The sequence below is a fragment of the Nostoc sp. JL34 genome (assembly GCF_017114945.1).
Lineage (GTDB): Bacteria > Cyanobacteriota > Cyanobacteriia > Cyanobacteriales > Nostocaceae > Nostoc.
In genome coordinates this window covers 15847-28952 of the sequence record NZ_JABXKQ010000013.1, presented here as the reverse complement: position 1 = coordinate 28952, position 13106 = coordinate 15847, and the positions used below count along the sequence as shown (strand labels likewise).

At 42.0% G+C, this 13106-nt stretch carries 11 protein-coding genes; 6 read left to right on the top strand and 5 right to left on the bottom strand.

All coding sequences use genetic code 11. The features are described 5' to 3' along the window. Nucleotides 1–75 precede the first annotated feature (75 nt). The 4 genes from HWQ44_RS01230 to larC form a co-directional block, all read right to left on the bottom strand. Nucleotides 76–1440 (bottom strand): LLM class flavin-dependent oxidoreductase, encoded by a 1365-nt coding sequence (locus HWQ44_RS01230; RefSeq protein WP_292713795.1) that lies wholly within the window; start codon nucleotides 1438–1440, stop codon nucleotides 76–78. A 691-nt stretch (nucleotides 1441–2131) separates the two neighbouring features. Further along, nucleotides 2132–2773, bottom strand: coding sequence for an FMN-binding negative transcriptional regulator (locus HWQ44_RS01225; RefSeq protein ID WP_292713793.1), 642 nt, complete (start codon nucleotides 2771–2773; stop codon nucleotides 2132–2134). Between the two features lie 165 nt (nucleotides 2774–2938). Next, nucleotides 2939–4537: a B12-binding domain-containing radical SAM protein gene (locus tag HWQ44_RS01220; RefSeq protein WP_292713791.1), complete on the bottom strand. Its 1599-nt coding sequence runs from the start codon at nucleotides 4535–4537 to the stop codon at nucleotides 2939–2941. A 912-nt stretch (nucleotides 4538–5449) separates the two neighbouring features. Beyond that, entirely contained in the window at nucleotides 5450–6730 is a 1281-nt protein-coding gene (gene larC, locus HWQ44_RS01215; protein ID WP_292713789.1) for a nickel pincer cofactor biosynthesis protein LarC, read from the bottom strand. Between the two features lie 88 nt (nucleotides 6731–6818). Between larC and HWQ44_RS01210 the strand changes: the two genes are divergently transcribed. The 3 genes from HWQ44_RS01210 (at nucleotide 6819) to HWQ44_RS01200 (ending at nucleotide 9899) form a co-directional block, all read left to right on the top strand. Then, complete coding sequence (locus tag HWQ44_RS01210; protein WP_292713787.1) at nucleotides 6819–7478, top strand: L-threonylcarbamoyladenylate synthase; 660 nt, start codon at nucleotides 6819–6821, stop codon at nucleotides 7476–7478. A gap of 408 nt (nucleotides 7479–7886) precedes the next feature. After that, entirely contained in the window at nucleotides 7887–9107 is a 1221-nt protein-coding gene (locus tag HWQ44_RS01205; protein WP_292713785.1) for a HetZ-related protein, read from the top strand. 315 nt (nucleotides 9108–9422) lie between these two features. Further along, entirely contained in the window at nucleotides 9423–9899 is a 477-nt protein-coding gene (locus HWQ44_RS01200) for a PD-(D/E)XK nuclease superfamily protein (RefSeq protein ID WP_292713783.1), read from the top strand. On the opposite strand, the gene HWQ44_RS01195 is transcribed toward HWQ44_RS01200, so the two are convergent. Further along, nucleotides 9871–10728 carry a DNA adenine methylase gene (locus tag HWQ44_RS01195; RefSeq protein ID WP_292713782.1) on the bottom strand — a complete coding sequence of 286 codons (858 nt, stop codon included), beginning with the start codon at nucleotides 10726–10728 and terminating at the stop codon, nucleotides 9871–9873. The two genes, HWQ44_RS01200 and HWQ44_RS01195, sit on opposite strands and share 29 nt — an antisense overlap. A gap of 165 nt (nucleotides 10729–10893) precedes the next feature. On the opposite strand from HWQ44_RS01195, the gene HWQ44_RS01190 reads away from it, so the two are divergent. The 3 genes from HWQ44_RS01190 (at nucleotide 10894) to HWQ44_RS01180 (ending at nucleotide 12701) form a co-directional block, all read left to right on the top strand. After that, on the top strand, nucleotides 10894–11100 hold the full coding sequence (locus HWQ44_RS01190) for a DUF751 family protein (protein ID WP_292713781.1): 207 nt from the start codon (nucleotides 10894–10896) through the stop codon (nucleotides 11098–11100). A 127-nt stretch (nucleotides 11101–11227) separates the two neighbouring features. Next, nucleotides 11228–11647, top strand: a complete 420-nt coding sequence (rbfA, locus tag HWQ44_RS01185) for a 30S ribosome-binding factor RbfA (RefSeq protein ID WP_292713779.1) — start codon at nucleotides 11228–11230, stop codon at nucleotides 11645–11647. Nucleotides 11648–12464: 817 nt separating this feature from the next. Further along, a complete protein-coding gene (locus HWQ44_RS01180) occupies nucleotides 12465–12701 on the top strand; it encodes a DUF4327 family protein (protein WP_069073690.1) in 237 nt (78 codons plus the stop codon). Nucleotides 12702–13106 lie beyond the last annotated feature (405 nt).

Genomic DNA, 13106 nt, shown 5'->3' with positions numbered 1-13106 from the left:
GGTATGGCTTAAGCATCCGTGAAAAATTCATTTATGCTACAGCACTATAAACACAGTGCAGATATGAAAAGTCATTTACACCAACACCAATCTTTCATCTAGTTGTTTAGCAGCAAAACGATTGGCCGGACGACGCAATCCCAGATTTTCGCGCAAAGTACTGCCTTCGTATTCAGTACGGAACAGTCCCCGTTTCTGTAGAACGGGAACGACTAGGTTAACGAATTCATCCAATCCTGTGGGAAGGATTGGCGGCATGATATTAAAGCCATCGGCTGCACCGTTGTTGAACCATTCTTCTAGCTGGTCGGCAATGGTTTCGGGAGTACCAAGTATGGTGCGATGACCTCGTGCAGTAGCAAGAGAGAGATACAACTGACGCAGCGTAAGACTGCCACGAGTAGCTAAATCTTTGACTAGTTTGAGACGACTTTTGTTAGTGTTGGTGTCGCTGGGTAGTTCGGGAGCTACATCATCTAAAGAATATTTCGACAAATCCACACCCTTGTAATAGTTCTTTAAAATCCCCCAAGCGACATCGGGATGGATTAACGATTGCAGAAATTCGTACTTCTCTTGAGCTTCTGATTCGGTACGGCCAATGATTGGGAAAGCACCAGGCATAATTTTGAGATCCTCTGGCGATCGCCCATATTGTGCTAGCCTGCCTTTGATATCAGCATAAAATTCCTGGGCATCGGCTAGGGTTTGATTGGCGGTGAAAATAGCCTCGGCAGTGCGTGCAGCTAAGTCCCGTCCCGATTCGGAGGCTCCAGCCTGAACAATCACCGGATAACCTTGGGGCGGACGACCAACGTTTAAAGGGCCTTTTACAGAAAAATATTTGCCCTTATGGTTCAATGTATGCAGTTTATCAGGGTCGAAATAGACACCAGACTCTTTGTCACGGATGAAAGCATCGTCTTCCCAACTATCCCATAGACCTTTCACCACTTCCACAAACTCTTCAGCGCGTTCATAACGCTGGCTGTGTTCTGGGTGATGCTCAAGTCCGAAGTTACGTGCAGCATTCTCATTGCCTGTAGTAACTACATTCCACCCCGCCCGGCCCTTACTCAAATAGTCCAACGAGGCAAACTTACGTGCCAGGGTATAGGGTTCTTCATAAGTGGTCGAGGCGGTGGAAATGAAGCCGATGTTTTGGGTTACAGAGGATAAGGCCGAGAAGAGGGTGACAGGCTCAAAATGGGCAATTTTACCATTGCGATGCTGAGTTTCTGGAGCGCCGCCCCAGACTCCTGGACTGTCTGCTAAGAAAACTGCATCGAATAAGCCGCGTTCGGCAGTCTGGGTTATTTCTTTATAATGCTCGAAATTCAGTCCAGCATCTGCTTGTGAATCGGGGTGTCGCCAAGCAGAGACATGGTGTCCGGTAGCTTGAATGAATGCACCTAAACGAATTTTGCGTGTTGTACTCATGCTTTTTTCTTTTCTTAAAATTGGCCTTAGCATTAGCTCTAAGGTTGGTATCGCTGATTTGTATATAGCTACGTCAGTTATTATTTGACTGCTGCTACGATAGGTTGGCTAATTCCTAATTGCTCAAATGCCTGACACATATTGGTCAAATCCAGATGCCTACGTGGCAAATGACTGATGAAAAGACGACAGCATTAGGGTTTCAACCGCTGATATAAGTCCAAAAAATACTCGGATAGCATATCGACAAAATCTTTTCCCCATAAAACTTTGAGGTATTCCTGTCAGCCACTCAGGCATTCACCTGTTGCTACACACTGAATGTAATCATGGAATGCTCTCTAGCAATCAAGATTACCGTTCAGTTACCTAATAATTGCTCAAAAATCAAATAACCGAATTGTAAGCAAGTTTAATAGCACAGCAGAATTAAGGATGCTGCTGCTTGGCGCTCGAATTACCATAAATTTATCTAGTAATTTTACCCAGCAGATATGAGCCTACACGATCGATACAAAAAAAGATGTGTTGGCAATCACAATATCATGAAATACTAATTATTAGTCTATCGAATATTAAGTATTGCAAACTATTCGTTTGCGGAGTATATAGTTATGTATGATGCCCAAAGCTTGTTAGACGAGACTCTAGGTTCGCTTGACCTATCCCCAAGGCTAGAAACTACGGATTTTTAATCTGGCAATTGTTCGCTGGTTTCAAGATTTTCTTTCATAGCAGCACCGATGGCATGAACAGTTGGCTCTGTACTTTGTAGCAACGTGTGTGCAACATTACTCTGGTCAAAATGACTGCGATTTTGGCTAAGTTTGTATTTCCCTTCCAGTCGCGTGATGGTCATCTCAAAACCGATAATGCCGTTCATCATTCCCTCGCGAAAGTTATCGGATAAGCTATGCCATTGAGATTTATACTCAGAGCTATATGTGTCAATCATCTGCTCAATCATCTTATCCATCAATTCCGGCGAATCACCAAGGGTAATAACTTGAGGTATACCATAGGCGTGTACAGCGATGTAGTTCCACGTCGGTACACTCTCTTGCTTCTCATACAAAGATGGCGAGATATAAGCATGGGGCCCCGTGAAGACAGCAAGTGCCTCGCCTCCCCCAAACACCTGCCATTGAGGATTTGGTTTGGCAAGATGACCCGATAGCTTAACCACATTATTTTGCACTGTGACAACCAGCGGAATATGTGAGGCAACAGGAACATCATTAAGAATAGACACCAACGTGGCAAAACTGTTTGCACGCATGAAGGCGACAAGTTTCTCAATGTCATCTTCTCGAAAAGCATTTGAGATGTACATGATGCTTTAACCTCAGTCTCATTCCTCTGGATATGATAACGAGAGGTGTTGTAGTTTGATCGTTCAATCTACACCAAGAGATAATGATTATCTCCTGGTATGATTGGGAAAGCGATCGCATCTGTTGTTGAAAGAGGCATTCAGTGGAGGTCTTAAACCTTTGCTCTAACTACTATGAGTTAATACTTCCATCACTTCTGCTTCCGGTTTTACCCTAGCTTCTGCTTCCAGAAATTCAGCCACTTGCGCCTCAATTTCATCCCGAACAATTTGGCGATATTCCAAGAAATGCTCAATTTGGGCACAAACAGCTAAGTAGCTACTCACCCCACCCGGATTATGCTGATACATGTTCCATAAATTGCGCCAGAATTGCCAGCGCGTCTGACGACGTACACCTTGACGCCAGCAAATAATCAAAAATGCTCGGAGTACTTTCCAGTTCAATGGTTTCTTGGCAGCTTTGCCCTTTTTCGGGTAGGTTGCTTCGCCCAAAAGCCGGAAGTGTTTGTATGTACGCTCCAAAAACCGCTCTGGCTCATACAAATCACAGAAAGCCTGCACATATTCACGAGCGATGTCTTCTAAAGGTCGAGTTGGGACAAAGTTCATCAACGTGGTTTGGTTGATGTTGGCTGATTTATTGCGGAGTCGTCCTTCCTTTTCTAATCTATGCCAAAGAGCTGTATCTGGCAGGGCTTGCAACATACTAAATAAGGCTGTGGGAATTGCTGTTTGCTCGACAAACTTGACAATTCGGGCGCCGGCTCCTACTTTCTCGCCATCAAACCCAATGATAAACCCTGCCATGACTCGCAGCCCGGAGCGGGTAATTTTATTCACCGCCTCGCTGAGTGAGTCTCTGGTATTCTGATATTTCTGCGTGAAAGTAAGACTTTCTTCGTCGGGGGTTTCAATTCCCAGAAAAACGGCTCCGAAATTACACACTACCATCAAATCCATCAGTTCTTGATCTTGGGCTAAATCAACTGAAGCCTCTGTGGCAAAGGAAAAGGGATAGTTATGTTCCACCATCCAGGGTAGAAGGGACTTCAGAAATAATTTGACGTTCCGCTTATTGCCGATGAAGTTGTCATCCACCATAAAAATACTGCGCCGCCAACCCAGTTTGTAGAGACAATCAAGTTCTGCTAAGAGTTGCTCTGGGTTTTTGGTGCGGGGTTTGCGACCATATAGCACAATAATGTCGCAAAATTCACATTGAAAGGGGCATCCACGGGAAAATTGCACCGACATCTCTGCATAAGCTTCAAACTCTAGCAAATCAAAGCGAGGAGTTGGAGTGTTGGTGACATCTGGTTTTTCACCGCCAGAGCGAAAGATACCTGTGCGATCGCCGCGGGCGATCGCTGCTACAAATAAGGGTAGGGTAATTTCCCCTTCGTCTAATATCAAATAATCTGCCCCAGCGGATGTCATTTCATTCGGTAGCGCTGTCGGAAAAGGCCCACCCACAGCAACTTTCTTACCTCTCTGCTTTGCTTCCAATATCTGAGAGAGCAAATCCTCTTTTTGCACAATCATCGCCGACATTATAACTAAATCGGCCCAAGCCCATTCGGCTTCTGTACAGACGCGAACATTTCGATCTACTAGCTTGAAATTCCATTCTTGCGGTAAAATCGCCGCTACAGTCACCAAGCCTAAAGGCGGTAGCATTGCTTTACGGTCTAATAAAGCCAGTGTTTTTTCAAAAGACCAAAAACTTTTTGGAAAACGGGGGTATAGAAGTAAAACATTCATATTTGATGCTTATAAACCTTGATTTTCGTTGCTAGTTGAGTTCATGTCAAACTAAACCAGTCGTGATCACACATTAGAGGAGCTTCTATATCCACTAGCTGTAACCTCTACTATGACTTATTTAGACAAAGCAATATTTGTTAGGGCGATTATTCCTGTTTTCAGACCAGAGTAATAGCTCAAAATTGCTCAATAAGTGTGAAGAGTTGAATCGCAGTTTTCAGAAATCCTCAAACATCTCTGGTTCAAGAGGAAAACAGTTCTTGCTCTACTTGGGATGCATCCTAGATGCGCTCTAAAAGACGCTGCACGTAGCTTGCTTTTGCGTAAGGAGCAATAGGTGGACTCGGCTAACGCTCCGCTGTGAGCAGCATGTGCCCTTCTCCCAAAGGTAAAGGCTAGCAGTGAGGGAGAATACCGCACTGGCTTCTTTGTATAGCGCATTTCGATACAATTTTTTTATATATAGCGGTTGTCGATTGTATGAGAACACCAAAGTCCTTGTTGTCAAATCATTTCAGCAAAGTTTTTGTATCTCACTGAACTGCACACCGCTATACTTATCCGCCTCTATACCCACAACTAAAATTTCTGTTAATCCTTCCTTCCTTCTGCCTCCAGCTTTTCTTTGTAAAGAATTTCGCCGGAAATACCAGAACTTGGGAAACGAAGCTAATATCTCTTCTTTTTATAACTTGGCAAATTGGCAACTCTGAAAAAACTAACTGTGTTATTTTGAATCTTATACAAGGTGTATTTGCACTTTCAAGCTATTTAGACGGGCTGCAACCCGTCTTTATTTATCGGCAGACCTTTTTAAAATCCCGTAAATTCTCGTTTCCAGGTATAACAAGGAAATGCACTTCAAAACATTACCTTTTTCTTAAGTTGTCACCAACAAAAGAATTTGTATCAGCGATTTTCTAAATACCAACGCTGTAGCACCAGCCGTTGAATTTCGCGCCAGGGAATATTATGTTTTCGGGCTAACTCTGCACAATCTTCATATTCTGGCTGCACATTAGCAATAACTTTTTCTGGTGATTGTCCTTTCCATGCAACTTTGACACGCACTTTGCCATATTCAATTTCCACTTGTTGAATTTCCCGTTGTAAAATGGCGCGTTGCTGAGTTGTTCGCCGAATGCCCAAAGTTGTAGTTTCGCGGAATATAACGGCTTCACAACTGAGCAAATTTTCTGGATGACAAATCACAGTCAACAAAATCCCTGGACGCGACTTTTTCATGCCGATCGCTTGGGTAAAAACATCCACAGCACCAGCCGCAAACAATGCCTCAAACACATAGCCGATCGCTTGCGGATTTAAATCATCAATTTGAGTTTCTAGTACCGATATCGTTTCTAAATTTGAGCTAGTATCTTCAGAATCACTGAAATTAGCCTGTAAACTTGCGCTTTCACCCAGCCAGAGGCGTAAAATATTGGGAATGGGTAAATTTATGGTTCCGGCTCCCAGTCCTACCTGCTTGATAGCGATCACAGGTGGTGAACCAAAATCTCTTACCAAAGTAGTGGCGATCGCAGCTCCTGTTGGTGTCACAAGTTCTCTGTCAATGCCATTGCTATAAACTGGACAACCCCGCATTTCCCACAGCTTTAATACCGCTGGGACTGGTACTGCCATCTGACCATGTGCAGCCCGAACAGTGCCGCCACCAGTTGGGAACGCCGAGCAGTAAAGTAAGGGCCATCCTTCGTCATTACTCTCAATCCCCAACCAATCTAACCCCAGGCAACTACCCACAATATCTACGATCGCATCTATAGCACCCACTTCATGAAAATGAACTTTTTCAGGGGAAATCCCATGCACCGCTCCTTCTGCGACTGCTAGCTGTCGGAATACCGCTAAACTCCAAGCTTCTGCCTGTGATGGCAACCCCGCTTTGAGAATCATCTGCTCTATTTCCGGCAAGTGGCGTGTGTGATGGTGATTGTCTTCGTGATCGTGGTCGTGGTGATGATCATGTACTAAATCCACATGGACTTTAGTTGCCTGCTGACCATTCCGTTGGACAAGTTCTGCCCTTAACTGATATTCCTGTTCAATACCCAACCCATTGAGTTTTTCAATTAAATACTCCACAGGAACACCCAAACTTACCAAAGCACCCAGGCACATATCACCAGAAATTCCTGTCGGACATTGAAGATAAGCGATTTTATTCATAATAAATTAGTTATTAGTCATTTGTCATTTGTCATTCGTCATTTGTTAAGAGTTAGTAACTCTCTACCCAATCCCCACTCACCGAGTTATGGCAAAAATTTTCTCAGTTCATCCGGATAATCCTCAAATTCGCCGAATAGAGGAAATAAAGTCGGCGCTTTCTAGTGGCGCAGTTATGCTTTACCCTACTGATACAGTCTATGCGATCGGTTGTGATTTGAATGCCAAGTCGGCGGTAGAACGAGTGCGGCAAATTAAAAAGCTAGCAAATGATAAACCACTGACATTTTTATGTCCCTCGCTTTCAAATGTGGCAACTTATGCCTTCGTAAGTGACACAGCCTATCGGATTATGAAACGTCTAATTCCGGGTTCATACACGTTTTTGCTCCCAGCTACTAAGTTAGTACCGCGATTGGTGCAAAGCCCCAAGCGGAAAACTACTGGAATTAGAGTACCAAACCATACTGTGTGTTTGGAGTTACTGGCAGCGTTGGGCAATCCGATTATTTCAACTTCGGCACATCTGCCACCAGATGAAGCAGATAATGGCATGGTTCGGATAGATCCAGAAATTGTTCAGTCGCGGGTAGAGTTATTTGACCGTTTGGACAAGTTGGTAGACATAATTGTAGATACTGGCGAGGAACCTACATCTGAAGTGTCTACCATCTTGGATATGACGGGAGACGAAGCAGTAATTATACGGAGGGGTTTAGGTTGGGAAGCAGCAGCAGCATGGGTATAAAAATTCAACTTCACAGGCGCACCTCTCCGTTTCGGAAATTGTGATAAAAACGACTCCAGTTTTGAAATTGTCATATTTAAAGGCGATATCTACGATGAGCTGTTCGGTGAGGCAGTGGATATAACAGGATGGTGGCAACAGTTGGCACAGCAAGGTATTTGACAACTTTGAGAAAATGGCGGGTACTCGTGTGCCAGCGTCAATTATGATGGCTTGTGAAAAAACCGACACATTGCCATAGCTGTAACTCTTTCGTATTTCCTACAGTTTTATATATGAGCTTTAAATGTGAGCATTACATGCGGCAAGTCTTGATGGATGAATGCCCAAAGATTCACAAGCCTTGGACGGTCTTGATTGCTGTGTCTGCGTTGTAATTACGGTGCAATACTACTACCTGGAAAAGTCATGAAAGCTAACGTCGTTAATCTACCAAACTCTACACCCATTTTTAAGAACCACGTTTCGACTGAAGAATTTTCAGATAGCAGCACTGATACCTTGATTCAATTGCTGTCTGAGGAAATGCAAGCGCAAGTGAAAGCAACACCCAAATGCGTAGAAGCTTTAGCAAAGCGCATAGCCGTAGAAGTAGAACGCATTTGCGACAAAAGCTCCCGTATCCAAACATCTGGAGAAATCAAATCCTGGCAGATTACGTTGGGAAGGCATCGGATGCAAAAGTGCTTACGTTACTACCAACTGGGTTCCAAACAAGGACGGGTGGAATTACATAGCAATTTGGGTGCTATGGTTTACCGCCATGTAACTATATCTGGCTCTGAGTTGGGTTTTGAGGCTCGTTACAGCCTGATTGAAGATTTTTTACAAGCATTTTATATCGAAGCTATCAAAGCTTTCCGCAGAGAAAACGAACTACCTGACGATCATACACCGCGTACTCAGCTGCAATTAGCTGAATACATGGCCTTTACAGAGCAGTATGCCAAACGCCGCATCAATTTACCTGGTGGTGCAAATCAGCAATTGATTATTTTGCGGGCCCAAGGTTTTGCTCGTCGTCAGCCGCAAGAAACTACGGTGGATATTGAAATGGCGGTAGAGTCTGCTAAGGGTGAAGAAGCAGAATCTTACCAGCGTAACTCGGCGGTGCAACAACTGCGATCGCAAATGATCGCCCAAACTAATTTCGATCCATCAGAAGAGTCAGAACGCGATCGCGTCATCACTGAATTGATGAAATATCTGGAGTCTCAAGGTCAATCTGATTGTATGAACTACCTCAGCTTGAAACTTCAAGACCTTTCAGCCCCAGAAATTGACCAAATTCTCGGTTTAACCAGCCGTCAGCGCGATTATCTTCAACAACGCTTTAAATACCACGTCGAAAAGTTTGCCAAACAACACCACTGGCAATTAGTACATCAATGGTTAGGTGCGGGTTTAGAGCAAAAGTTGGGTTTATCTTCCCAGCAGTGGGAAATCTTTGTGAATCAACTCACAGAACAGCAACAGCAAATATTACAGTTAAAAACTGCCCGACAAAACGACCAAGCGATCGCCAAAGCCATCAAATGCACCCCCAAACAGCTGCAAAAGCGCTGGACTCAACTTTTAGAAATAGCATGGGCTATCCGCAACGGTCATACTGAAGCCCAGACAGGTTGAATTGAAGGCGAAATCACTAAAATTTATCTAAGCTAAATTCCGGTTATTAAAGAGGTTAAGAAAAAGGTTAAGGAGCAAAGAGAAAAGGAAAATTCCATTTCTTTCATACTTTCCTGAATTAGTAACTCGTTTCTTATCCAAATTATTAATACATTTGTATTTATTTAGTACAAAAGTACCAAAAAGTTCGGATTTTTTACCTATTAATCCAACCTTGTTTAGTCAAAATCAAAAATTCATATTAAGCAACTTACCATTTGTTACTGCTTTTGTGAAATCCTATGATCAGCAGGACTTTTGGCAGAGGGATTTAAGATGGCTCTGACTCAAGGCGGACGGGCAAATAAGTCTGGGAATATTTTAGAAGGAAATGTAGAAGCAATCTTGAATGGGCATAATTATTTCCAGGTAGGGAACTATGTCCAAAAACAATTTATACTAAATGCTGCTTTATTACCAAAACGTTATGGAAAAGAAGTTTATATTGGAACTGGAATTTATCATACCGATCTGAAGGTTGATTTTTATGTTGTCGGCTCACCTACAATGCCATCTGGTTTAATTTTCGAGTGTAAATGGCAAGAAAGCCCTGGTTCGGTCGATGAAAAATTTCCTTACTTAAACATGAACATTCAGCACTATTATCCTGCACCAACTATCGTTATTTTAGGCGGTGAAGGGATGCGAGAAGGTGCAAGTAAATGGCTAAGAGCAAGAGTTAATGATAACCATAATTTATTAGCAGTTTATAGTTTAGACAGATTCATTGCTTGGGCAAATAAAAATCTTTAAAAGATGTAATTAATAGTTCGTCAATCAGTCCCCTATTTTTTATGTTTGAGTTAATTGAACGCGCCGCTTTAATTTTAGATGTTTCAAAATTGATATCAGAATAAATATGTTTAATAAATTCACTATCAGAATTACATACCATAACTTTGACACCACGACTTGCTAATTCTGCACAAGTATCTCTTAAAAGCTCTTGGTCTTTTTTACTAAAACAATTTTGACTATAAGCAGTGAAATAGCTAGTTCCGCTGATCGGATGGTAGGGCGGATCAAAAAATACAAAGTCATCACTGCTAGTCGCATGATTGAGGACTTCTGTAAAATCTGCTTGTTTAATTTTTGCATGAGAAAGTGCTTCTGATGCTACTCGCAGTAAATTTTCATGACAAATATTGGGATTTTCATATCTGCCTAATGGCACATTGAATTTACCCTGTGAATTGACTCGATAAAGACCATTAAAACAAGTCTTATTAAGATAAATTAGACGAGCAGCTTTTTCTATCTCAGTACCATCATGGTTGTCTCTGACACTATAGTAATAATCTTTATCATGGCGGTTTTTATGCTCTTTCAATAGAGAAATTAATTCCTCAACATGATCTCTAACACAACAATAAGTGTTAATTAATTCGGCATTAATATCAGTTAAAATGGCTGCACTTGGTTGGAGATAGAAAAAAACAGCACCACCACCTAAAAATGGTTCATAGTAATTTTTATAACTCTTGGGAAAATAAGGAATATATTGCTGTATCAACCTACTTTTACCCCCTGCCCACTTCAAAAATGGACGCGGGCTAGTTTCCTTGGGGATTTGAATTACCATTTACTTACGATTTAACTAAAAATAATCACAACTAAATAAAGCCAATATAACCGATGAGCCAAATTTTATATTAACTGGCTAAATTTCGAGCCACATATATTACAATTGAGTAGATAAAGCATATCAAAACAAACGTAAGTATATAACAAGGCAGTTTACATTCAGATGTTTGACGGATTTTGGGATAACGTCTTTCGCTACCCCCGGTACTTAATTACGATCGTCTTAGGCTTGTTTCTAAACACCTTCGCGCCATTCGTGCCACTGTTGAAACGCCCTATCACCTTGATCGCTATCTTGGGTTTATTTGTGAGCAGCCTAGTCTTCCTTACTTTCACTCTACGGGCAATGCTGGGCTTGAGTACAATCTAGACTAGCGCTATATCCGGGCTATGCCCCACAGACGGTTGCTCTTGGCGTTGCTCCCGCTAAGTACTGTCTACCCAACTTACATCTATATTTTTTTGTCGTACAACCTCTGTGATGAGGCGAAATTTTTATGGCTACAAATCGTCGGGTTTCCCGCGTTGCTGAACTGATCAAACGGGAAGTTAGCCAAATGCTGCTCAACGGCATTAAGGATGACCGTGTGGGTACTGGAATGGTCAGTGTTACTGATGTTGATGTTTCTGGCGATCTCCAACACGCCAAAATCTACGTCAGCATCTATGGTACAGATGAAGCTAAGGTAGAAACAATGGCAGGCTTGAAGTCGGCCACAGGTTACGTCCGCAGCGAACTTGGGGCGCGGGTAAGGCTACGTCGGACACCAGAGGTAATATTCCTCGAAGATCGCTCCATAGAACGCGGTAATAAGGTACTGGCACTGCTAAATCAACTTAACCATGAGCGTCCCCCAGAAAATCTGGTAGCAGTAGAAGACAGTACCAATCAAAATGATGAAGAATTCTCCGAATAAGTAACTAAAACAACAATGTAAATTCAGAACAATTAATCTCAGCAAATCCGCCAAACAGTTTACAGACGTGACGAGATCGCGTCTGTTTTAATGTGACCATAACCTAATTTAGGGATTCAGTAGTTGCATATATACGCTTTCTGTTTGTCTTAGCTTTCATCTTTAATCTAGTATTCTCCCTTTGCCTCTGCTTCCACAGCAATTGGGTATTTTTTTATTTGGAATTCTTTGACTCCACCTTCTTACAGATGTTTATCTAAGGAAAACTGTTTAATATGAGTGCTGAAATTAACCTAAGTAATTGCGGATTTGCTTAAAAAAATGTTAATAGATGCTAGGGTAAAAGCTTTCGTAGTATATTCTCGCTGTTATATTTTGTAACAGTTTATACTGTGGGTTCTGACAAATATTCTTGTGTTGTTTACCCTTAGATAAATACCAGTAGTTCTAGATCAAGTTTTAAGGTGATTATTTGATATGTAAGCGATTGCGATATAAATTCTTCCCGCCCACTAAATCTTGCCTAAAGACAGTAATGGCAAGAGTTTCAGGCTTGTGGCATCAAAGTCATACAGCTAGATAAGCAGGTTAAGTTAACTACTTGGAATTTTTTTTGTAAAGCGGATTTTCGAGAAATGTCAGGATTCGTTGACTTTCTTAACATTTCTTGAGATAATTTCCGGATATGTAGCGTCAAAATAAAAATAGTTCCGTATAGCAAACTACAAAATCCTAGCCACAAGTCTAATTTCTGTAATGTTTGTTCCTAATTATTAACGGGAACACTATCGTAAGTGTTAATTTGTGAGTAAAAACCATGAGTGTGAATACGGTGCCTTCTATCAATTACTACTCTCTAGACGTGATTCAAGACGAAGCACGCCGACTGGTGCAAAAGGGAATGATTAGCCGACAACAGCCAATATATACCCTCTGCCAATACATTCCAGCGAGAGAGTGGGTTTGCGTTGAATGTGAATTAGAGAAATGTGACTTTTTGTTACGCGATCGCATTGGCGACCTAATTGGTCGTGAACAGTGGGACAACGACTAAATCAATTGTTTGATTTCGGATTTGGATTGGGAGCTTATTTTCGATGTGTGGATGTCACCATCAACGATTCGACGCCCAATCTGGGGGATAATCTCTGGTTTTTGATGAGCATTGCCCCATAGAGAATCTTGCGTTTTTCATTAACACAGAAGCATTAGAGTCTGAATTTATACAACTTTTCAAGTTAAAGAAGGCATCATCACCATTTTTTCTATATGTCTGATGTCACCGCTTGAGTTTAGTATGTAAATTCTGTGAGGTTCCTACATCGATCCGATAGAAATGTAGGAACTTCACTTTTGACTAGCAATTTATTGCATCGCTTCCCTCAAGTAAGCGATAATCTGCTTTCTGTCCAAAGCCAAAATCCGTCTTAAAAAGTTTGCTTAGTCGGGCTAACCAACA

Excerpts from the sequence above, each read along its gene's own strand:
- HWQ44_RS01230 (WP_292713795.1), bottom strand. The coding sequence starts at position 1,440 with ATGAGTACAACACGCAAAATTCGTTTAGGTGCATTCATTCAAGCTACC.
- HWQ44_RS01225 (WP_292713793.1), bottom strand. The coding sequence starts at position 2,773 with ATGTACATCTCAAATGCTTTTCGAGAAGATGACATTGAGAAACTTGTC.
- HWQ44_RS01220 (WP_292713791.1), bottom strand. The coding sequence starts at position 4,537 with ATGAATGTTTTACTTCTATACCCCCGTTTTCCAAAAAGTTTTTGGTCT.
- larC (WP_292713789.1), bottom strand. The coding sequence starts at position 6,730 with ATGAATAAAATCGCTTATCTTCAATGTCCGACAGGAATTTCTGGTGAT.
- HWQ44_RS01210 (WP_292713787.1), top strand. The coding sequence starts at position 6,819 with ATGGCAAAAATTTTCTCAGTTCATCCGGATAATCCTCAAATTCGCCGA.
- HWQ44_RS01205 (WP_292713785.1), top strand. The coding sequence starts at position 7,887 with ATGAAAGCTAACGTCGTTAATCTACCAAACTCTACACCCATTTTTAAG.
- HWQ44_RS01200 (WP_292713783.1), top strand. The coding sequence starts at position 9,423 with ATGGCTCTGACTCAAGGCGGACGGGCAAATAAGTCTGGGAATATTTTA.
- HWQ44_RS01195 (WP_292713782.1), bottom strand. The coding sequence starts at position 10,728 with ATGGTAATTCAAATCCCCAAGGAAACTAGCCCGCGTCCATTTTTGAAG.
- HWQ44_RS01190 (WP_292713781.1), top strand. The coding sequence starts at position 10,894 with ATGTTTGACGGATTTTGGGATAACGTCTTTCGCTACCCCCGGTACTTA.
- rbfA (WP_292713779.1), top strand. The coding sequence starts at position 11,228 with ATGGCTACAAATCGTCGGGTTTCCCGCGTTGCTGAACTGATCAAACGG.
- HWQ44_RS01180 (WP_069073690.1), top strand. The coding sequence starts at position 12,465 with ATGAGTGTGAATACGGTGCCTTCTATCAATTACTACTCTCTAGACGTG.